The 19,809-nt window shown below is 63.7% G+C and carries 17 protein-coding genes; 13 read left to right on the top strand and 4 right to left on the bottom strand.

The genetic code is table 11. The features are described from left to right. Positions 1 to 70 precede the first annotated feature (70 nt). Positions 71 to 1,579: a DEAD/DEAH box helicase gene (locus PQU96_RS01920; protein WP_272770582.1), complete on the top strand. Its 1,509-nt coding sequence runs from the start codon at positions 71 to 73 to the stop codon at positions 1,577 to 1,579. Positions 1,580 to 1,640: 61 nt separating this feature from the next. Here PQU96_RS01920 and PQU96_RS01925 read toward each other — a convergent pair whose 3' ends face one another. Beyond that, complete coding sequence (locus tag PQU96_RS01925; protein ID WP_272770583.1) at positions 1,641 to 2,351, bottom strand: alanyl-tRNA editing protein; 711 nt, start codon at positions 2,349 to 2,351, stop codon at positions 1,641 to 1,643. Positions 2,352 to 2,469: 118 nt separating this feature from the next. Here PQU96_RS01925 and PQU96_RS01930 point away from each other — a divergent pair, with 118 nt between their 5' ends. From PQU96_RS01930 to PQU96_RS01950, 5 genes are all read left to right on the top strand, one after another. Next, positions 2,470 to 3,111 carry an RluA family pseudouridine synthase gene (locus PQU96_RS01930; RefSeq protein WP_272770584.1) on the top strand — a complete coding sequence of 214 codons (642 nt, stop codon included), beginning with the start codon at positions 2,470 to 2,472 and terminating at the stop codon, positions 3,109 to 3,111. A gap of 36 nt (positions 3,112 to 3,147) precedes the next feature. Beyond that, complete coding sequence (locus PQU96_RS01935) at positions 3,148 to 3,741, top strand: 3'-5' exonuclease (RefSeq protein WP_272770585.1); 594 nt, start codon at positions 3,148 to 3,150, stop codon at positions 3,739 to 3,741. Positions 3,742 to 3,814: 73 nt separating this feature from the next. Further along, complete coding sequence (locus PQU96_RS01940) at positions 3,815 to 5,206, top strand: exonuclease domain-containing protein (protein ID WP_272770586.1); 1,392 nt, start codon at positions 3,815 to 3,817, stop codon at positions 5,204 to 5,206. A gap of 27 nt (positions 5,207 to 5,233) precedes the next feature. Further along, positions 5,234 to 5,905: a TIGR01621 family pseudouridine synthase gene (locus PQU96_RS01945; protein WP_272770587.1), complete on the top strand. Its 672-nt coding sequence runs from the start codon at positions 5,234 to 5,236 to the stop codon at positions 5,903 to 5,905. A gap of 326 nt (positions 5,906 to 6,231) precedes the next feature. Next, on the top strand, positions 6,232 to 9,354 hold the full coding sequence (locus tag PQU96_RS01950) for a transglycosylase domain-containing protein (RefSeq protein ID WP_272770588.1): 3,123 nt from the start codon (positions 6,232 to 6,234) through the stop codon (positions 9,352 to 9,354). A 636-nt stretch (positions 9,355 to 9,990) separates the two neighbouring features. Here PQU96_RS01950 and lysS read toward each other — a convergent pair. The 3 genes from lysS to PQU96_RS01965 form a co-directional block, all read right to left on the bottom strand. After that, positions 9,991 to 11,505 (bottom strand): lysine--tRNA ligase, encoded by a 1,515-nt coding sequence (gene lysS, locus PQU96_RS01955; RefSeq protein ID WP_272770589.1) that lies wholly within the window; start codon positions 11,503 to 11,505, stop codon positions 9,991 to 9,993. Positions 11,506 to 11,564: 59 nt separating this feature from the next. Next, a protein-coding gene (gene prfB / locus PQU96_RS01960; protein ID WP_272770684.1) for a peptide chain release factor 2 occupies positions 11,565 to 12,669 on the bottom strand; the annotation gives its coding sequence in 2 pieces (ribosomal slippage) (positions 11,565 to 12,587 and positions 12,589 to 12,669; 1,104 coding nt in all). Positions 12,670 to 12,775: 106 nt separating this feature from the next. Then, positions 12,776 to 13,756, bottom strand: a complete 981-nt coding sequence (locus tag PQU96_RS01965) for a malate dehydrogenase (protein WP_272765083.1) — start codon at positions 13,754 to 13,756, stop codon at positions 12,776 to 12,778. Positions 13,757 to 13,950: 194 nt separating this feature from the next. Between PQU96_RS01965 and PQU96_RS01970 the strand changes: the two genes are divergently transcribed. The 7 genes from PQU96_RS01970 (at position 13,951) to gltA (ending at position 19,698) form a co-directional block, all read left to right on the top strand. Beyond that, positions 13,951 to 14,682 carry a GntR family transcriptional regulator gene (locus PQU96_RS01970; protein WP_272770590.1) on the top strand — a complete coding sequence of 244 codons (732 nt, stop codon included), beginning with the start codon at positions 13,951 to 13,953 and terminating at the stop codon, positions 14,680 to 14,682. 221 nt (positions 14,683 to 14,903) lie between these two features. Further along, positions 14,904 to 15,278, top strand: coding sequence for a succinate dehydrogenase, cytochrome b556 subunit (sdhC, locus tag PQU96_RS01975; RefSeq protein WP_047966892.1), 375 nt, complete (start codon positions 14,904 to 14,906; stop codon positions 15,276 to 15,278). Next, positions 15,272 to 15,616 carry a succinate dehydrogenase, hydrophobic membrane anchor protein gene (gene sdhD / locus PQU96_RS01980; protein ID WP_272770591.1) on the top strand — a complete coding sequence of 115 codons (345 nt, stop codon included), beginning with the start codon at positions 15,272 to 15,274 and terminating at the stop codon, positions 15,614 to 15,616. The genes sdhC and sdhD overlap by 7 nt, the downstream gene beginning before the upstream one ends. Beyond that, positions 15,616 to 17,382 carry a succinate dehydrogenase flavoprotein subunit gene (sdhA, locus tag PQU96_RS01985; protein ID WP_047966806.1) on the top strand — a complete coding sequence of 589 codons (1,767 nt, stop codon included), beginning with the start codon at positions 15,616 to 15,618 and terminating at the stop codon, positions 17,380 to 17,382. Before sdhD ends, sdhA begins: the two co-directional genes overlap by 1 nt. 19 nt (positions 17,383 to 17,401) lie before the next feature. Then, positions 17,402 to 18,106: a succinate dehydrogenase iron-sulfur subunit gene (locus tag PQU96_RS01990; protein WP_272770592.1), complete on the top strand. Its 705-nt coding sequence runs from the start codon at positions 17,402 to 17,404 to the stop codon at positions 18,104 to 18,106. Beyond that, positions 18,103 to 18,351: an FAD assembly factor SdhE gene (locus PQU96_RS01995; protein ID WP_272770593.1), complete on the top strand. Its 249-nt coding sequence runs from the start codon at positions 18,103 to 18,105 to the stop codon at positions 18,349 to 18,351. The genes PQU96_RS01990 and PQU96_RS01995 overlap by 4 nt, the downstream gene beginning before the upstream one ends. A 57-nt stretch (positions 18,352 to 18,408) precedes the next feature. Further along, positions 18,409 to 19,698, top strand: a complete 1,290-nt coding sequence (gene gltA, locus PQU96_RS02000) for a citrate synthase (protein WP_272770594.1) — start codon at positions 18,409 to 18,411, stop codon at positions 19,696 to 19,698. The last annotated feature ends 111 nt before the right edge of the window (positions 19,699 to 19,809 follow it).

Raw genomic sequence — 19,809 nt, forward strand, 5'->3', positions numbered from 1 at the left:
TCGCTTTTTAATTGATTATTGAACGGGGCCGGGGCGCAGTAGCGGCGCCAGCCCTGATGGAGTTCCCGACATGTCTTTTGCCGAACTGGGTCTATCGCCCGAAATCCTGCGGGCCGTAGATGAACTGGGGTATAGCGAAGCCACCCCGATCCAGGCCAAGGCGATTCCGCTGGTACTGTCCGGCCGTGACCTGTTGGCCGCGGCGCAGACGGGTACCGGCAAGACGGCGGCCTTCCTGCTGCCTATCCTGGAGCGCCTGAAGAAATTCGCCAATCCCAGCGTGTCGCCGGCGATGCACCCGGTGCGCGCGCTGATCCTGTCGCCGACGCGCGAGCTGGCCGACCAGATCGGCGTCAACGCCAAGGCCTATACCAAATACCTGCCGCTGCGCAGCACCACCGTCTACGGTGGCATGAACATGGACCCGCAGACGGCGGAACTGCGTCGCGGTGTCGAGATCGTGATCGCCACCCCGGGCCGCCTGCTCGACCACATCCAGCAGAAAACCATCCAGCTGAACAAGGTCGACGTGCTGGTGCTGGACGAGGCCGACCGCATGTTGGACATGGGCTTCATCCAGGACATCCGCAAGATCATGTCCCTGCTGCCCAAGCAGCGCCAGACGCTGCTGTTCTCCGCCACCTTCGCGCCGGAGATCAAAAGGTTGGCCGCAGACTTCATGCACGACCCGCAAACGGTGGAGGTGGCGCGCCAGAACTCCACCAATGCCCAGGTCGAGCAGCTGGTGTATGCCGTCGACAGCGGCCGCAAGCGCGCGCTGCTGTCGCACCTGATCCGCGAACGCGAGATGAGCCAGGTGATCGTGTTCTGCAAGACCAAGATTTCCGCCGACCAGCTGTCGCGCGACCTGAAGCGCGACGGCCACGCCGCCGAGGCGATCCACGGCGACAAGGCGCAGAGCGCACGCCTGGAAACGCTGAACAGCTTCAAGAGCGGCGAGGTGAAGGTGCTGGTGGCCACCGACGTGGCGGCGCGCGGTCTCGACATTTCCGAGCTGCCCTTCGTGGTCAACTACGAAATGCCGAACTCGCCGGAAGACTACGTGCACCGCATCGGCCGTACCGGTCGTGCCGGCGCCTCCGGGGTCGCGATCTCGCTGATGTCGCCGGATGAGGTCAAGCAGCACGAAGCCATCGAGAAACTGACCCGGCAGACGCTGCCGCCGCAGACCGTCAACGGCTTCGAGCGCCGCGAGTCGTCCGCCGCCGACAGCGGCTTCGGCAGCCGCAATGCCGGCCGCGAGCGCAGCGATGCACGACCAGCGCGCGAGCCGCGCGCCGAGCGGGCAGAACGCAGCGAACGGCCGGAACGCAGTGAGCGTCCCGAGCGTAGCGAACGCCCGGAACGCAGCGAACGTCCGGAACGCAGCGAGCGGGCGCCGCGCGCACCGCGTGACCTGCGCGATGCGGCCACCCGCAGCCGCGAGCAGCGCGATCCGCAGGAAGGCCTGAAAGTGGCGCGTGTCGGCGCGATCGGCGGCCGCGTCCTGCCACAGCGACAGCGTGAAGTACCGGCGTTGCTGCTGCCGCCGCGTTACAAGGTGAACCAGGAGCGCTAAGCGCCGCGGTTCCGCCCTCACCCGCGCAAGCCGTTTGCGCGGGTTTGTTTTTCCGGCGTGCCTAGTCGGCGAGGGCGATCACCACCCGCTTGTTGCGCGCGCCCTTGCTCTCGATCTTTTTCACCAGCACGCGGCCGATTTCGCCGGTGCGGGCGACGTGGGTGCCGCCACAGGGTTGCAGGTCGACTTCGTCGATCTCGATCAGGCGGATTTCCGGCAGGTGCAGCGGCGGCGTCACCGACATGGTCTTGATCAGCTCCGGTTGCGCCTGCAGCGCGGCGCCGCTGGTCATCTTGACGCCGACCGGCAGGTCGCGCGCGATCAGCTCGTTGAGCGCCTGTTCGATGGCCTGCGGTTCCAGCTGCATGCCTTCCGGCAGGTCGAAGTCGAGGCGGCCGCCGTCGGCGGTCAGGTTGCCGCCGGTGACGCCGGCCTTGATCACCACCGACAGCAGGTGCAGACAGGTGTGCACCCGCATGTGGCGGTAGCGGCGTTCCCAGTCCAGCGTCAGCGTCAGCGGCGTGCCGGGCGCCAGCAGCGGCGCGTTGGCGTCGAGCTGGTGCACGATGCGTCGGCTTTCCTTGTCGCGGCGGGTGTCGTGGATGGTCAGGCTGCTGCCGTCGGCCAGCGTCAGTGTGGCGCGGTCGCCGGGCTGGCCGCCGCCCAGCGGGTAGCACAGGGTATCGGCCAGCACCAGGCCGTGCTCGTCGTGCTGCAGTACATGGGTGTCCAGCGTGCGCTGGTAGGCGTCGAGATTGAATTGTTCGGACATGGTTCCCCCTGGGTGTCGTGTCGCCGTTGCCGCGCACGGCCGGTACGGTGAGGCGCAAAGGTTGGCCGCAAGCGGCCGGCGAATGGAATAGATGAAGACGTTGTCGCCACAATCAAGCGTGCATACGCTGGATGATTACACGCCGCCGCAAGAGGCGGTTACGGTGCTGTACGCCGACGCGGCGCTGCTGGTGGTGGCCAAGCCGGCCGGCCTGCTGGCGGTGCCGGGGCGGCTGCCCGAAATGCAGGATTGCCTGATCCACCGCGTGCAGCAGCAGTATCCGGATGCGCTGGTGGTGCATCGCCTGGACATGGCGACCTCCGGGCTGATGGTGCTGGCGCGCAGCCCGGCGGCGCAGCGCGCGCTGAGCGAGGCCTTTGCCAGCCGTGCGGTGAGCAAACAGTATGTCGCGCTGCTGGACGGCCAGCTGCCGGATGTGGCCGGCAGCGTGGCGCTGCCGCTGATGAGCGACTGGCTGCGGCGGCCGCGGCAGAAGGTGGACGCCGCCGGCAAGCCGGCGCTGACCGAATACCGGCTGTTGCAGCAGCAGGCCGACGGTTGCCGCGTGCTGCTGACGCCGGTCACCGGCCGCACCCACCAGCTGCGGGTGCACATGCTGGCGCTCGGTTGCCCTATCGTCGGCGACGTGTTGTACGGCGGCCGCACCGCGCCGAGGCTGATGCTGCACGCGCAGTCGCTGGCGCTGCGTCATCCACATAGCGATGCCTTGCTGCAGTGGCAGCTGGCGGCGCCGTTCTGAATGGCCGCCAAACCGAAAACCGAGGAAATGAGGCGCATGAGCCAGACCAGACAGTTGTCCCGAGAAGAGATCAAGACCCTGCCGCTGTTCCCGGCGCTGGGGCCGGCGCAGATCACCGTGGTCGATCGCGCCACCTTGCCGGGGGCGCTCGCGGCGCTGCGTGCGGCGCGGGTAGCCGGCTTCGATACCGAGTCGCGGCCAACCTTTCGCAAGGGCGAAGAGGCCACCGGCCCGCACTTGATCCAGCTGGCCACCAGCGACCACGCCTACCTGTTCCCGGTGTCCGACGCCGAGGTGCTGGCGGCGCTGGGTGCGCTCTTGGCCAGCGGCGAGGTGCTGGTGGTTGGTTTCGACCTGCGCTCCGACAAACGCCACCTGCGAGACCGCTTCGGCATCGAGTGCAAGGCGCTGCTGGATGTCGGCAGCCTGTTCCAGAGCGACTCGCCAACCATCACCGTCGGTGCGGTGCAGGCGGTGGCGCGGGTGTTCGGCCAGTACTTCCGCAAGTCGAAAAAACTGTCCACCTCCAACTGGGGCGCGAAGGTGCTGAGCGAGGCGCAGCAGGTGTACGCCGCCAACGACGCCTGGGTGGCGCTGCGCATCTACCAGGCGCTGCGCCCGGAGGCGTGATGCGGCCAACGTTGGCCGCAATACTTTTACCACGCGGCAGCGGCCGTGACCGATCGATTGACTAGGGGTAAGCATGCTGTTTGAGCGGCCTTGTGCCATTGTCGACCTGGAGACCACCGGCGGCCACATCAGCCGCGACCGGGTGACCGAGGTTGGCGTTATCCTGATTGACGGCGAGCGCGTCGAGCGCTTCGACATGCTGGTCAATCCCGGGCAACCGATCCCGCCCTTCATCGAGCAGATCACCGGCATCAGCGACGCGATGGTCGCCGACGCGCCGCCGTTCGCCGACATTGCCGCCCAACTGCTGGACAAGCTGCGCGGCCGGCTGCTGATCGCGCACAACGTGCGCTTCGACTACGGCTTCCTGAAGAACGAATTCAAGCGTCTCAACCTGCCGTTCCGCAGCGAGGTGCTGTGCACCGTCAAGCTGTCGCGGCTGCTGTATCCGCAGCACTTCAAGCACAGCCTGGACAGCATCATCGCGCGCCACGGCATCGTGCAGACCGAGCGCCATCGCGCGCTGGCCGACGCCGACGCGCTGTACCAGTTCCTGCAGCAGGCGATCGCCGAGCACGGCCAGCAACAGGTCGAGGCACAAGCCGCGTTGCTGATGGCCGAGCCGGCCGCGCCGCCGGGCATCGATTCGGAGGTGGTGGAGCAGCTGCCGGACGTGCCGGGGGTGTATTCCTTCTACGGCGACGACGGCCAGGCGCTGTATGTCGGTCGCAGTGACAACCTGCGCCGTCGCGTGCTGGCGCATTTCGGCGCCGAGCCGCGCCCGCACAAGGACGTGCGCATCGGCCAACCGATCAAGCGCATCGAGTGGCAGGAGACGGTCGGCGACTTCGGCGCCCAGCTGCAGGAGTTGCAGCTGATCCGCGCCTTGCAGCCGCTGCACAATCTGCGCGGCCGCCTGTCGCAGGAGCTGTGCTCGCTGCAGCTGACGCCGCTGGACAGCGGCTTCCTGACGCCGCGCATCGTGCTGGCGAGCGAGGTCGACTTTTCGCGGCTGGACACGCTGTACGGGCTGTTCCGCAGCCAGAAGGAAGCGAAGAAGGCGCTGGCCGACCTGTGCGCCGGCAACGGCCTGTGCCAGACCTGCCTTGCGCTGGAAAAGCGCGGCGCGCGCAAGGGCGCCTGCTCCGCCTTCGCGCTCGGTCGCTGCAAGGGTGCCTGCATCGGGCGCGAGGACGCAGACAGCCACAATCAGCGTCTACAGCAGGCACTGTCCCGTCTGAAGCTGCAAAGCTGGCCTTATCCCGGCGCGGTGGCGGTGCGCGAGACCGACCCGGTATCTGGACAGTGGCAGGAACACCTGTTCGAGCGCTGGTGCTATCTCGGCTCGCGCAGCGAGGAGGGCGCCGTACCGCAGGGGGCGCCGACTTTCGATGCCGATACCTACAAGCTGCTGGCCGCCTTCCTGCGCAAGCCGCTGCCCGATGCCGAATTGCGCGTGCTGTGACGCACGCACCAGCCACGAGCGAGAGCCATGTTTGACCTGCTGCACACCGATCCGCGTTTTTACGTCATCGCCAAGCATCCAGGCGTCAGCTTCCATGCCGATGGCGAGGAGGCCGGGCTGATGAGCCTGCTACGCGCGGGGCTGGATGATGACGCGCTGTGGCCGGTGCACCGCCTCGACCGCGTCACCTCCGGCCTGCTGCTGATCGCACGCAGCCAGCAGGTTGCGGCCAACCTTGGTGCCGCCTTCGCCGGGCGCGAGGTGGAAAAGTACTACCTGGCACTGTCCGATGCCAAACCGGCCAAAAAGCAGGGCCTGATCCGCGGCGACATGGAGAAGGGCCGTGGCGGGGCGTGGAAGCTGTGCCAAAGCCAGCACAATCCGGCGGTGACGCAGTTTTTCAGCCACTCGCTGGCGCCAGGGCGGCGCCTGTTCGTGTTGCGGCCGCGTACCGGCAAGACCCACCAGTTGCGGGTGGCGATGAAGTCGCTGGGCGCACCCATCCTCGGCGACGCGTTGTACGGCGGCAGCGCCGCCGACCGCACCTATCTGCACGCCTATGCGCTGGCGCTGACACTGGACGGCGAGGCGCTGCGTTTTGTCTGCCCGCCGGCGCAGGGCGACGAGTTCGCCGTGCCGGCGCTGGCCGATTACCTGCAGCAACAGCCGCCGTGGACGCTGCCCTGGCCGCAGCGCTAGGCGCGGGACGGCAACCGGCGCGTATGTCCGCTGCCGGTTTGCTTCGCCAGCAAGCGATAGGCTGCAGAGTGGGGCTGCGGCAGCTATGCTTTTAGGGCAAGGCGCCTTGTGCCCGTTTTCATTACGCTGCCATGGCGGGTGCGCGGCGATTTAATAGGCAAACGGCGGCGCGCTGCTGTTAAGCTGGCGGTGCAGGGATGGTCCGTACTGCTTCCTGCCCGCGCAGCGGGGGCGGCCGGCCCGGGGCCATGCCGACTGTGCTGCCGGTAGTCGTGTTGATTGAATAAGAACATTCCGGTCGAAATTCTCGCTGGAGAAGCGACGCCATGGATAATTCAGATATCCAACTCAAAAAGGGTTATGGTCGCGGCTGCCGCTATGCGCTGTGGTCCGTCGCCATCCTGTTGCTGCTGCTGATCGGCGGCCTGCTGTATCTGCTGCTGGACGAATTGCAGCACTCGCGACAGCAGGCGCGTTTCTTCAGCGATGCGGCGCGCGAGGCCCGTTTCCAGGTCAAGCCGGGGCCGAGCAAGGCAATCCGCTTCCCGACGGGCGGCGGCCCCTATGACCTGCGCCTGGGTTATGCCGCGATGCCCGGCTACCTGCAGCGGTTGCAGGCGCGTGGCTACACCGTCGCCAGCCAGGCCGAGCTGTCCGACGGCATGCTGGCACTGGCCGATCACGGCGTGACGGCGCCGGTTCTGCCGCTGGGCCTGTTCCTGCCGTACCGCGAGAAAGATCAGACCGGCCTCACCCTGTACGACGGTTACGGCCAGACCATCTACCAGTCGCGCACGCCGCAGCGCGTGTACGCGGACTTCAAGACCCTGCCGCCCTTGCTGGTCAACGGCCTGCTTTACATCGAAAACCGTACCCTGCTCGACACCGACACGCCCAAGCGCAATCCGGCGGTGGATTGGTCGCGCTTCAGCAAGGCGGTGTTCGACAAGTCGCTGCACCTGTTCGACTCCGGCTATCGCGCCGCCGGCGCCAGCACACTGGCGACCCAGATCGAGAAATACCGCCATTCGCCGGCCGGGCGCACCAGCTCGGAGCAGGAAAAGCTGCGTCAGATGCTGTCGGCCTCGGTGCGCGCCTATCTCGATGGCGAGGACACCACCGCCGCGCGCCACCAGCTGGTGGTCCGATACCTGAACACGGTGCCGCTGGCGGCGCGTGCCGGCTTCGGCGAGGTGTCCGGCATCGGCGACGGGATGTGGGCGTGGTACGGGCGCGACTTCGCGCAGATCAACCGGGCACTGACCGATCCCCGCGTGCCGGTGGCGGAGCAGGCGGCGGTGTTCAAGGAGGCATTGAGCCTGATGATCTCGCAGCGCAGCCCGTCCGTGTTCCTGAATGGCGACATGAAGGTGCTGCAGGCGATGACTGACGCCTATCTGCGCATGATGGCCAATGACAAAGTGATCAGCCCGGCACTGCGTGACGCGGCGCTGCGGGTATCGCTGCGTCAGCAACGCGAGCGGGTGAGGCTGCCGGTGGTGGCGCCGATTGCGCAGAAGGGTGCCAATGCGGTACGCATCAAGCTGGCCAGCCTGCTGGGTGTGCCGCGCATGTACGATCTGGACCGGCTGGATCTGGTCGCCAGCAGCACGCTGGACCTCACCCTGCAGCAAAAGGTCACCGCCGAGTTGCTCAGGCTGCGCGATCCGGAGTACGCGCGTGCGGCCAACCTCAACAACGAGTATCTGCTGCAGCAGGGCTCGCCGCAGGGGGTGACCTACAGCTTCACCCTGCTGGAGCGCACGCCGACCGGCAACAAGGTGCGGGTGCAGGCCGACAACTTCGACCAGCCGTTCGACATCAACGAGGGCGCCAAGCTGGATCTCGGCTCCACCGCCAAGCTGCGCACGCTGGTCAGCTACCTGACGGTGATCCACGATCTGCACCAGCAGTACGTGCAGATGAGCCGCGAACAGCTGGCCGCCATCCGGCCCGCCGCCGGCGAATCCGCGCTGCGCCGCTGGGCGATCGACTATCTGTTGCAGACGGAAGACACCGACCTGACGGCGATGCTGGAGGCGGCGCTGGAGCGGACCTATTCCGCGAGCCCCGGCGAGAGCTTCTTCACCGCCGGCGGGCTCCATACCTTCAACAACTTCGACGAGAACGACGACGGCAAGATACTCACCGTGCGCGAGGCTACCCGCCGCTCCGTCAACCTGGTCTACATTCGGCTGATGCGCGACATCGTGCGTTTCTACATGGCGCCGGGGACAGGCGATGACGACGCCGCGGGCAAGGATGAGGACGCCGCGCGCCGCGAATATCTGCAGCGTTTTGCCGATCGCGAAGGGCGCACCTTCCTGGCCGGCTTCTACAACAAGTACCGCCACAAGAGCGAGACCGAAATCGATGCGCTGCTGGTGGCGCGGGCACGGCAAAGTCCCAAGAAACTGGCGGTCATTTTCCGCAGCATCCGGCCCACGGCCGGGCTGGACGCGTTCGCCGCCTTCCTGCAGCAGCATCTCAATCCGAAGCTGCTGCCCGACGCCAAAGTGCAGGCCAGGCTGTACGACGAGTTGGGCCCGGAGCGCTTCAACCTGAACGACCGCGGCTATCTGGCCGGCGTGCACCCGCTCGAACTGTGGCTGGTCGCCTACCTGCACGAGCATCCGCAGGCCAGCTGGTCCGAGCTGGTACGCGCCAGCACCCAGCAACGGCAGGAGGTTTACCAGTGGCTGCTCAACAGCAAGAACCGGGCAGGGCAGGCGTCGCGCATCCGCGAAATCAAGGAGATCGACGCCTTCAAGAAGATCCACCAGGGCTGGAAGCGGCTGGGCTACCCATTCGACACGCTGGTGCCGTCCTACGCCACCGCGCTGGGGGCCTCCGCCGACCGGCCGGCATCGCTGGCGGAACTGATGGGCATCCTGTCCAGTGATGGCCTGCGCCTGCCTGTGCTTTACCTCGACAAGCTGCACTTTGCCGCCGGTACGCCTTACGAAACCACCCTGACACAGACGGCGGCCAAAGGTGAACGCGTGTTGCCAGCCGAGGTCGCCCAGGTGGTGCGCAGGGTGCTGGCCGAGGTGGTGGAACTGGGCACCGCGCGTCGCGTCGCCGGCGCCTTCGATCTGGCGGACGGAACCCACATCCCGGTGGGCGGCAAGACAGGCACCGGCGATCACCGCTTCAAGGTGTTTGCCAGGGGCGGGGCGCTACTCTCCGAGCGGGTGGTCAGCCGCGCCGGTGCCTTTGCGTTCTATATCGGCGACCGCTACTTCGGCACGCTGATCGCTTACGTGGCCGGGCCGCAGGCGGGTGACTACCGCTTCACCAGCGCCCTGCCGGTACAAGTGCTGAAGATACTGGCACCGACCCTGCGCCAGCGCCTGGAGCTGAAAGCGCCGGTGATGCCAGAGGTCGCACCTCCTCCCTTGCCGGCTGGTGATCAGGGCGTGTCTGCAGGCGAAGAGGGCACGGGCTGATGACCACATTTTGCTGTCGTGATGGGCTGCTCCCTGCAGCTGGCAGAGATGGCCCGGAGGAAGAAAAGCACGGCGACGGGTCATTCTGTCTTCTGTCTGTTGGCGGTGGTGTTGGAGGTGTCGTGCGCGAGTCGACCTGAGCGACTGCCTGACGGGCCGCGCTGCCCGGCGCGTTGGCAGCACGGTGCGGCGGGGCAGGGCGATGCTGAAGCGCCAAACCATGGAACACTCCTGCTGTCGGCTCTGGCGGCGCTTAACTGTACTCTGTGCTATGCCCGCAGCTTGCGGCCAACGTGTGACTGGTCATGTGCAGCCTGAAAGGGCGCCAATATCAGGCAATCTCGAATGACTATTCGAGCAGTTTTTCGCTCTGACATAATCCGTAGCGCGTTGTCCGAATCATGCCGTGATCAGCCTCATTGCAGGATGAAGGGCACGCCTTTCTGTCCTCCTCTCCGACATGGTGGGAGCCTTCGCCGCGATTGCCGGGGAATTCCGTGCCATCGCGCGGTGCTACGTTGACGAACAGCAGGAGTGCGCCGTCCGCCGCAGCCACCAGGCGCCGGATAGCTGGATGCAAAAAGCCCCGGCATCGCTGCCGGGGCTTTGGCTTCACAAACTTTGAGCTTCTGCTGCTCAGGCCTGGCCTTCCAGTCTCATCTGCGGGAACAGGATGACGTCACGGATAGAGGGCGAGTCGGTGAGCAGCATCACCAGACGGTCGATGCCGATGCCGCAGCCGCCGGTCGGTGGCAGGCCGTATTCCATCGCGCGGATGTAGTCGGCGTCGTAGTGCATCGCCTCGTCGTCGCCGGCGTCCTTCTGCTCGACCTGCGACAGGAAGCGTGCGGCCTGGTCTTCCGGGTCGTTCAGCTCGGAGTAGCCGTTGGCGTGTTCGCGGCCAACGATGAACAGCTCGAAACGCTCGGTGATCGACGGGTCGGCGTCGGAGCCGCGCGCCAGCGGCGACACTTCTACCGGATAGTCGACGATGAAGGTCGGGTTCCACAGCTGGCCTTCGGCGCACTCTTCGAACAGCGTCAGCTGCAGGCTGCCCAGGCCCGGTGCCGGCGGCAGCTTGCCGCCCAGACGCTGGATCTCCGCGGCCACCCACTCGGCATCGAACAGCTGTGCGTCGGTGTAGTGCGGGTTGTAGTGCTTGATGGCGCCGACGATGGTGAAGCGGTCGAACGGCTTGCCGAGGTCCACTTCCTTGCCGTGGTAGGTCACGGTGGTGTGACCGGTGGCGGCGATGGCGCACTGGCGGATGATGTGCTCGGTCATCTGCATCATGCGCTGGTAGTCGCTGTACGCCTCGTAGAATTCGATCATGGTGAACTCGGGGTTGTGGCGCGTGCTCATCCCCTCGTTACGGAAGTTGCGGTTGATCTCGAACACGCGTTCCAGGCCGCCGACCACCAGGCGCTTCAGGTACAGCTCCGGGGCTACGCGCAGGTACAGCGACATGTCCAGCGCGTTGTGGTGGGTGACGAAGGGCTTGGCGGTGGCACCACCCGGGATCGGGTGCATCATCGGGGTTTCCACTTCCAGGTAGTGCTGGGCGACCATCACTTCACGGATGGTTTGCACGATCTTGGAGCGTTTGATGAAGGTGTTGCGGCTGTGCTCGCTGGTGATCAGGTCGACGTAGCGCTGACGGTATTTCTGTTCCTGGTCGGTCATGCCGTGGAACTTGTCCGGCAGCGGACGCAGCGATTTGGTCAGCAGGCGCAGTTCGCTGACGTTGACCGACAGCTCGCCCTTGTTGGTCTTGAACAGGGTGCCGCACGCGGCGATGATGTCGCCCATGTCCCAGTGCTTGAACGCGGCGTGGACTTCCGGGCCGACGCCCTGGTCGTTGATGTAGAGCTGGATCTGGCCGGTTACGTCCTGGATGGTGGCGAAGCTGGCCTTGCCCATCACGCGCTTGAGCATCATGCGGCCGGCCACGGCGACCTGTACGTTCAGCGGCTCCAGCTCTTCCTTGCTGTGGTCGTTGTAGCGGGTGTGCAGATCGCCGCTGAAGTCTTCGCGCTTGAAGTCGTTGGGGAAGGCAACGCCGGCTTCGCGCAGTGCTTTCAGTTTGTCACGGCGCTCGGCCATGATGTGGTTTTCGTCGTGCTGCGGCTGGCTGGATTCGTGTTCCGACATGGTATCTCCATCAATGTAAAAGGTTGGCCGCATCGCGTGCGGCCAACCTTGGGTATCGTTTAAACGCCCTGTTTCAGGCTGGCTTCGATAAAGCCGTCCAGGTCGCCGTCCATCACGCCCTTGATGTTGCCAACTTCATAGCTGGTACGCAGGTCTTTGATGCGCGACTGGTCGAATACGTAGGAGCGGATCTGGTGGCCCCAGCCCACGTCCGTCTTGCTGTCTTCCAGCGACTGCTTGGCTTCGTTGCGCAGTTTCAGTTCGCGTTCGTACAGCTTGGCGCGCAGCATCTGCCACGCTTCGTCGCGGTTGCGGTGTTGCGAGCGGTCGTTCTGGCACTGCACCACGATATTGGTCGGGATGTGCGTCAGGCGCACTGCCGAATCGGTCTTGTTGATGTGCTGGCCGCCGGCACCGGAGGCGCGGTAGGTATCGGTGCGCACGTCGGCCGGGTTGATGGTGATCTCGAAGCTGTCGTCCACTTCCGGATACACGAACACGGAGCAGAACGAGGTGTGGCGGCGTGCGTTGGAGTCGAACGGCGACACGCGTACCAGGCGATGGACGCCCACTTCGGTGCGCAGCAGGCCGTAGGCGTATTCGCCCTCGATCTTGATGGTCGCGCTGGAGATGCCGGCCACTTCGCCTTCGGACTCTTCCAGGATCTCGACCTTGAAGCCCTTGCGTTCGGCGTAGCGCACGTACATGCGCAGCAGCATGCCGGCCCAGTCCTGGGCCTCGGTGCCGCCGGCGCCGGCCTGGATGTCCAGGAAGCAGTTGTTCGGGTCCATCGGGTCGTGGAACATGCGGCGGAATTCGAGCTTGGCCAGCTTGGCCTCGACTTCGTCCAGATCCGCCTTGACGGCCAGGATGGTGTCGTCGTCGCCTTCGGCGCGGCCCATTTCAAACAGTTCGGCGCAGTCGTCGAGCGTGCTGGCGATGCCTTCGATCACTAGGACTACGTCTTCCAGCTGCTTGCGCTCGCGGCCGAGTTCTTGTGCCTTTTTGGGGTCGTTCCAGATATCGGGGTCTTCGGTCAGGCGGGAAACTTCTTCCAGACGGTCTTTTTTACCGTCGTAGTCAAAGATACCCCCGGATATCAGCGTTGCGGGTAGCCAGATCGTCGATCTGTGCCTGGATTTGATTGAGTACTTCGGCTTCAATCATGGTGTTTCGACCTCCAAAAAGAGCGGGATTGCGTTGCGATTCGGTAATTCGGTAAAGACAAAAAGCGCACCTCGCGGTGCGCTTTTGCCGGAACGCCCAGTCATCAACCCAGCAGGTGGGCAACGCCGGCGCGTTCTTCTTCCAGCTCGTTCAGGGTGACGTTGATGCAGTCACGGCTGAACTGATCGATTTCCAGACCTTCGACCATCTTGTACTCGCCGTTTTCGCAAGTCACAGGGAAGCCGAACATCACGTCTTTCGGGATGCCGTATGAACCGTCGGACGGGATGCCCATGGTCACCCACTTGCCGTTGGTGCCCAGCACCCAGTCGCGGATGTGGTCGATGGCAGCGTTGGCCGCAGAGGCAGCGGAGGACAGGCCGCGCGCTTCGATGATGGCGGCGCCGCGCTTGCCCACGGTCGGCAGGAACACGTCGCGGTTCCATTCGTGGTCGTTGATCATGTCTTTCACCGACTGGCCATCGATGGTGGCGAAGCGGTAGTCGGCGTACATGGTTGGCGAGTGGTTACCCCACACGGCCAGTTTCTCGATGGCGGCCACCGGCTTGCCGGTCTTGGCGGCGAGTTGCGACAGCGCGCGGTTGTGGTCCAGACGCAACATGGCGGTGAAGTTTTTCGGATTCAGGTCCGGAGCCGACTTCATTGCGATGTAGGCGTTGGTGTTGGCTGGGTTGCCGACAACCAGCACCTTGACGTTGCGGTCAGCCACCTTGTTCAGGGCGGCGCCCTGCACGGTGAAGATTTCGGCGTTGGCGGTCAGCAGGTCTTTGCGTTCCATGCCTTTGCTGCGCGGACGGGCACCAACCAGCAGGGCAACCTGTACATCCTTGAAAGCCACTTCCGGGTCGTCGGTCGCAACCATGCCGGCCAGCAGCGGGAACGCGCAGTCTTCCAGTTCCATCATCACGCCTTTAACGGCGGTCTGGGCTTGCGGCAGATCCAGCAGTTGCAGGATGACAGGCTGGTCCTTGCCCAGCATTTCACCACTGGCAATACGGAACAACAGGCTGTAACCAATCTGACCGGCTGCACCAGTGACGGCGACGCGAACGGGGGCTTTCATCGATTTACTCTCCTTTAGAACTTTGGAATGACTGCTCTTTGGATGCTGCTTTGCAACAGTTTCAGCGAGTTTAGCATGCTGCACCGCCTTTGTGCTGCCCTTGCACCGCTCGGTGCAATCAGTGCGTGACTTTTTGTCTTGTGTCTTATATAAGACTGGTGTTTACCTTGATCGCGTTTGGTGTTAAAAAGTCCATGAACAGCAAGAGTCTCCACCGTATCCCTTTGTATAGACAGGCAAGACAGCAGATTCTGGAGCGTCTGTGCGACGGGGAGTGGCAGGTGGCGGAATCGCTGCCCAGCGAGTGGGAACTGGCGGAACAGCTGTCCGTGAGCCAGGGCACGGTACGCAAGGCGTTGACCGAACTGGTGGCAGACGGGGTGTTGTACCGGCAGCAAGGCAAGGGCACTTTTGTGGCGCCCGGCGCCGATGAGTGGGCCGGGATGTCGATGATCTCGCCGGGCCTGTTGTCGGAAAGTCCTGATCGTCTGCAGCGCGAGTTTCTCGGTGTGGCACGCGGCAATGCACCGGACGATGTGTCTGCGGCGCTGGGTCTGCGCCGTGCGGCGCCGGTGCTTCGCATCCGCCTGCTGTGGCGGCTGCGCGGTCAGGCGGTGGCGCTGGACGAGGTGCTGTTGTCGGCCGAACGTTTTTCGGCGCTGGATTCGCGCTGGTTGCGGCAGCTGCCCGGGGTGTGGGCGGTGTTGCAGCAGCATTTTGGCGTACGCCTGCGGGTGGCCACCGAGCAGTGGCGGGCGGTGGTGCTGGAGCGCGAAGAGGCGCAGTTGCTGGCAGCGGTGTCCGGCACGCCGGTGCTGTCTCACCTGCGGCTGGCGGTGGATGTCAACGGTACGGCGGTGGAGTGGCGGCAACGCTTGTGTCTGACCGATCGGCTGGCGTTGACCATGCAGCATCTGCCGCTATGACGATGTGTCGCAAACGCAATTTTGTATGTCGCATTTCGGATGGTCCGGTCGGCAGTTGCGCGCAGATTTGGTAGAATCTTCAGGTTGTGTTGCACGTGCAGCATCGTGCGACATGATCTTGATGGATCAGGGCTGGTCCCTGGCTCCTAACGGTGACGGCAGTTTTCAGGCCGGCGCTAACGTAAAAAACCACTTGGTTCATGCACATCCAAGGAAGCTATATGCAGAAGCAACGACCAAAGCACTTAGATCTGAGCAAGATCAGGCTGCCCGTACCGGGCATAGTCTCGATCCTGCACCGGATCAGCGGTGTGGCACTGTTTTTCTCCCTGCCACTCCTGATCTACCTCCTCAGCGGTTCGCTCAGTTCCGCCGATGCCTTTGACAGCTACCGTGCTGTTGTCGCCCACCCCCTGGTGAAATTGATCCTGATCGGCTTGCTGTGGGGCTTCCTGCACCACGCCGCCGCCGGTATCCGTTTCCTGCTGCTGGATATCCACAAGGGTCTTGAGCTGCAAACTGCCCGCGCTACCGCGAAAATGGTTCTGGCCGTCAGCCTGAGCCTGACCGCCATCATCGGAGGCATCCTATGGTAAACCGTCAAGTTGTCGGAGCTCACTACGGTCTGAAAGACTGGATTATCCAGCGTGCCACGGCCGTGATCATGCTGGTGTATACCGCCGCCCTGATCCTGTTCCTGCTGGCCATGCCTTCCGGCTACGAAGGCTGGAAACTGCTGTTCGGCCAGACCTGGGTAAAAGTGCTGACCCAAACCACCCTGATCGCGCTGTTCCTGCATGCATGGGTAGGCATTCGCGACCTCTGGATGGACTACATCAAACCGGTTGGCGTGCGTTTGACCATGCACACCCTGACCGCAGTTTGGCTGGTGTCCTGTTTTATTTATTCGCTTAAGGTTGTATGGGGGCTGTAATGACCATTCCCGTTCGTCGATTTGATGCAGTAATTGTTGGCGGCGGTGGCGCAGGTCTGCGTGCTGCCTTGCAACTGTCCGAGTCCGGCCTGAAAACTGCCGTACTGTCCAAAGTATTCCCGACCCGTTCTCACACCGTTGCCGCACAAGGTGGTATCTCCGCCTCGCTGGGTAACGTGCAGGAAGACCGTTGGGAATGGCACATGTTCGATACCGTGAAGGGTTCGGACTGGCTGGGTGACCAGGACGCCATCGAATTCATGTGCCGGAAGGCGCCTGAAGCCGTGATCGAGCTTGAGCACTTCGGCATGCCGTTTGACCGTCTGGAAAACGGCAAGATCTACCAGCGCCCGTTCGGTGGCCACACCCAGAACGAAGGCGAAGCGCCAGTGCAGCGTGCCTGTGCCGCGGCCGACCGTACTGGTCACGCGATGCTGCACACCCTGTACCAGCGTAACGTGCGCGCCAACACCCAGTTCTTCATCGAGTGGATGGCGCTGGACCTGATCCGTGACGAAGACGGTGACGTGGTCGGCGTGACCGCCCTGGAAATGGAAACCGGCGAGGTATACAACTTCCACGCCAAGGGCGTGCTGTTCGCCACCGGCGGTGCAGGCCGTATCTACGCCGCTTCCACCAACGCCTTCATCAACACCGGTGACGGCCTGGGCATGAGTGTACGTGCAGGCATCCCGCTGGAAGATATGGAATTCTGGCAGTTCCACCCGACCGGCGTGGCCGGTGCCGGCGTGCTGATTACCGAAGGCGTGCGCGGCGAGGGCGGTATTTTGCTCAACGCCAACGGTGAGCGCTTCATGGAGCGCTACGCGCCTAACCTGAAAGACCTAGCGCCGCGCGACTTCGTGGCCCGCTCGATGGAGCAGGAAGTGCTGGAAGGTCGCGGTTGCGGTCCGAACAAGGATCACGTGCTGCTGAAGCTGGACCACCTCGGTCCGGACATCATCAAACAGCGTCTGCCAGGCATTCGCGAGATCGCCATCAAGTTCGCCGGCGTTGACCCGATCAAGGAACCGATTCCGGTAATCCCGACCTGCCACTACATGATGGGCGGTATTCCGACCAACTACCGTGGCGAAGTGGTCATCCCGAAAGGCGACAATCCGGAAGCCCGCGTCAACGGCTTCTACGCCGCCGGCGAATGCGCATGCGCCTCGGTGCACGGTGCCAACCGTCTGGGTACCAACTCGCTGCTCGATCTGGTGGTATTCGGCAAGTCGGCCGGTGACAGCATGGTCGAATTCATCAAGAACGAGATGCCGACCTGGAAGCCGTTGCCAGCCAACGCTGGCCAGATCTCGCTGGATCGTATCGCGCGTCTGGACAACCAGACCGGTGGCGAAGAAGTTGCCGACGTGCGCGCTGCAATGCAGCGTACCGTACAGGCCCGTGCCGCCGTGTTCCGCAACTCGGAAAACCTGGCGCTGGGCGTGAAGGAAATCCAGGAAGTGGCCGAGCGCGTGAAGCGCACCCAGATCAAGGACAAGTCCAAGGTGTTCAACACCGCCCGCGTGGAAGCGCTGGAACTGGAAAACCTGATCGAAGTGGCGGTGGCGACCCTGATCTCGGCCGATGCGCGCAAGGAGTCTCGTGGCGCCCACGCCCACGCCGACTACCAAGAGCGTGACGACGAAGTCTGGATGAAGCACACCCTGTACTACGGTGAAGATCGTCGTCTGACCTACAAGCCGGTACACACCAAGCCGCTGTCGGTTGAGTACATCGCACCGAAAGTGCGTACCTTCTAAGCGCCGGCCGGAGACTTATATGAAAACAGCACGTTTTTCCATCTATCGCTACGATCCGGACAAGGACGCCAAGCCTTACATGCAGGATTACGAGGTCGAGCTGTCGCCGACCGACGTGAAACTGCTGGACGTGATCGTGAAGCTCAAGGCGATGGACGACACCCTGTCGTTCCGCCGCTCTTGCCGCGAAGGCATCTGCGGCTCCGATGCGATGAACATCAACGGCAAGAACGGTCTCGCTTGCGTGACCAACGTGGCCGACCTGAAACAGCCGATCGAACTGCGCCCGTTGCCGGGCCTGCCGGTCATCCGCGACCTGATCGTGGACATGACCCAGTTCTTCAAGCAGTACCACTCGATCAAGCCGTACGTGATCAACGACACGCCGCCGCCAGAGCGCGAGCGTCTGCAGTCGCCGGAAGATCGCGAAGAGCTGGACGGCCTGTACGAGTGCATCCTGTGCGCCTGCTGTTCCACGTCCTGCCCGTCGTTCTGGTGGAACCCGGACAAGTTCGTCGGCCCGGCCGGCCTGCTGGCTGCGTACCGCTTCATCGCCGATACCCGCGACGAAGCCACCAACGAGCGTCTGGACAACCTGGAAGACCCGTACCGTCTGTTCCGCTGCCATTCCATCATGAACTGTGTTGACGTATGTCCTAAGGGTCTGAACCCGACCAAGGCCATCGGCAAGATCAAGGACCTGATGGTCAAGCGTGCGGTATGACCGATTTTGATCCGATCGAACTGAAACGGATCCGCTGGCGCTCGCGCCGTGGCCTGCTCGAACTCGACCTGGTGCTGGAACGTTTCCTCGCCAACGGGTTCGATCAGCTCACCACGGCCGAGCTGTTTGCGTATCAGAAGTGCCTGGACCTCGGCGACAACGATTTCCTGGACTACGTGAACGGCAAGGCGGAAGTGGACGATCCCGAACTGGCGCACATCATCGGGATCTTGCGGGCAGCCTGACGCCCGCTGCAGCAAACATTAATACAACGACCATAAATTTAGACTGGGAGTATTGCTGTGGAAAACAATCGTAAAGTGACGCTCACCTACAACGAAGGCAAAGACACGCTGGATATGCCGGTACTGAAAGGTACCCTCGGTCCGGACGTCGTTGACATCCGCGCCTTCTCCAAGACCGGCATGTTCACCTTCGACCCGGGCTTCCTGGCGACCGCCAGCTGCGAGTCCGCCATCACCTTTATCGACGGTGATGTCGGCCAGCTGTACTACCGCGGCTACCCGATCGAGCAACTGGCCGAGAAGAGCGACTACCTCGAAGTCTGCTACCTGCTGCTGAACGGCGAACTGCCGACCGCAGAACAGCGCAAGGAATTCGAGCGCGGCATCATGCGTCACAACATGCTGCACGACCAGATCATCAGCTTCTACAAGGGCTTCCGCCGCGACGCACACCCGATGGCCGTGATGGTCGGTGTGGTGGGCGCGCTGTCCGCGTTCTATCACGACTCGCTGGACATCAACAACGCGGATCACCGCAAGATCTCGGCACACCGCCTGATCGCCAAGCTGCCGAACATCGCGGCCCAGGCGTATCGCTACAACAAGGGCCTGCCGTTCTCCTATCCGAAGAACGGCCTGACCTACGCCGAGAACTTCCTGCACATGATGTTCTCCACCCCGTGCGAAGAGTACAAGGTGAATGCCGTGACCGCGCGCGCGCTGGACCGCATCTTCACCCTGCACGCCGACCACGAGCAGAACGCCTCCACCTCCACCGTGCGTCTGGCCGGCTCCTCCGGTGCCAACCCGTTCGCGTGTATCGCGGCCGGTATCGCCTGCCTGTGGGGCCCGTCGCACGGCGGCGCCAACGAGGCCGTACTGAAGATGCTGGACGAAATCGGTTCCGTGGACAACGTGGCCGAATTCATGCAGGGCGTGAAGGACAAGCGCTACAAGCTGATGGGCTTCGGCCACCGCGTGTACAAGAACATGGACCCGCGCGCCGCCATCATGAAGAAGACCTGCGACGAAGTGCTGACCGAACTGGGTCTGCAGAACGATCCGAAGTTCAAGCTGGCCATGGAACTGGAAAAGATCGCGCTGGAAGATCCGTACTTCATCGAGCGCAAGCTGTACCCGAACGTCGACTTCTACTCCGGCATCGTGCTGTCCGCGATCGGTATCCCGGTATCGATGTTCACGCCGATCTTCGCGCTGGCACGTACCGTGGGCTGGATCTCGCACTGGACCGAAATGATCGCCGATCCGGCGATGAAGATCGGCCGTCCGCGCCAGCTGTACACCGGTTCGCCGCGTCGTGACTTCATCGACGAAGGCAATCGCTAAGCAGTAATCAAGGTTGGCCGCAGCGTGCGGCCAACCTTGTTCTGTCCCCCGGGGCAGGCAGAGCGTTCTGTCAAAGGGAGCGGGGCGGTTGACCCCACTCTCTTTGTCAAA

This window comes from Vogesella margarita (genome assembly GCF_028548475.1).
GTDB classification, from domain to species: domain Bacteria; phylum Pseudomonadota; class Gammaproteobacteria; order Burkholderiales; family Chromobacteriaceae; genus Vogesella; species Vogesella margarita.

Excerpts from the sequence above, each read along its gene's own strand:
- PQU96_RS01995 (WP_272770593.1), top strand. The coding sequence starts at position 18,103 with ATGACCGATTTTGATCCGATCGAACTGAAACGGATCCGCTGGCGCTCG.
- PQU96_RS01945 (WP_272770587.1), top strand. The coding sequence starts at position 5,234 with ATGTTTGACCTGCTGCACACCGATCCGCGTTTTTACGTCATCGCCAAG.
- PQU96_RS01950 (WP_272770588.1), top strand. The coding sequence starts at position 6,232 with ATGGATAATTCAGATATCCAACTCAAAAAGGGTTATGGTCGCGGCTGC.
- lysS (WP_272770589.1), bottom strand. The coding sequence starts at position 11,505 with ATGTCGGAACACGAATCCAGCCAGCCGCAGCACGACGAAAACCACATC.
- PQU96_RS01920 (WP_272770582.1), top strand. The coding sequence starts at position 71 with ATGTCTTTTGCCGAACTGGGTCTATCGCCCGAAATCCTGCGGGCCGTA.
- PQU96_RS01965 (WP_272765083.1), bottom strand. The coding sequence starts at position 13,756 with ATGAAAGCCCCCGTTCGCGTCGCCGTCACTGGTGCAGCCGGTCAGATT.
- PQU96_RS01925 (WP_272770583.1), bottom strand. The coding sequence starts at position 2,351 with ATGTCCGAACAATTCAATCTCGACGCCTACCAGCGCACGCTGGACACC.
- PQU96_RS01970 (WP_272770590.1), top strand. The coding sequence starts at position 13,951 with ATGAACAGCAAGAGTCTCCACCGTATCCCTTTGTATAGACAGGCAAGA.
- PQU96_RS01940 (WP_272770586.1), top strand. The coding sequence starts at position 3,815 with ATGCTGTTTGAGCGGCCTTGTGCCATTGTCGACCTGGAGACCACCGGC.
- sdhC (WP_047966892.1), top strand. The coding sequence starts at position 14,904 with ATGCAGAAGCAACGACCAAAGCACTTAGATCTGAGCAAGATCAGGCTG.
- PQU96_RS01935 (WP_272770585.1), top strand. The coding sequence starts at position 3,148 with ATGAGCCAGACCAGACAGTTGTCCCGAGAAGAGATCAAGACCCTGCCG.
- sdhD (WP_272770591.1), top strand. The coding sequence starts at position 15,272 with ATGGTAAACCGTCAAGTTGTCGGAGCTCACTACGGTCTGAAAGACTGG.
- sdhA (WP_047966806.1), top strand. The coding sequence starts at position 15,616 with ATGACCATTCCCGTTCGTCGATTTGATGCAGTAATTGTTGGCGGCGGT.
- PQU96_RS01990 (WP_272770592.1), top strand. The coding sequence starts at position 17,402 with ATGAAAACAGCACGTTTTTCCATCTATCGCTACGATCCGGACAAGGAC.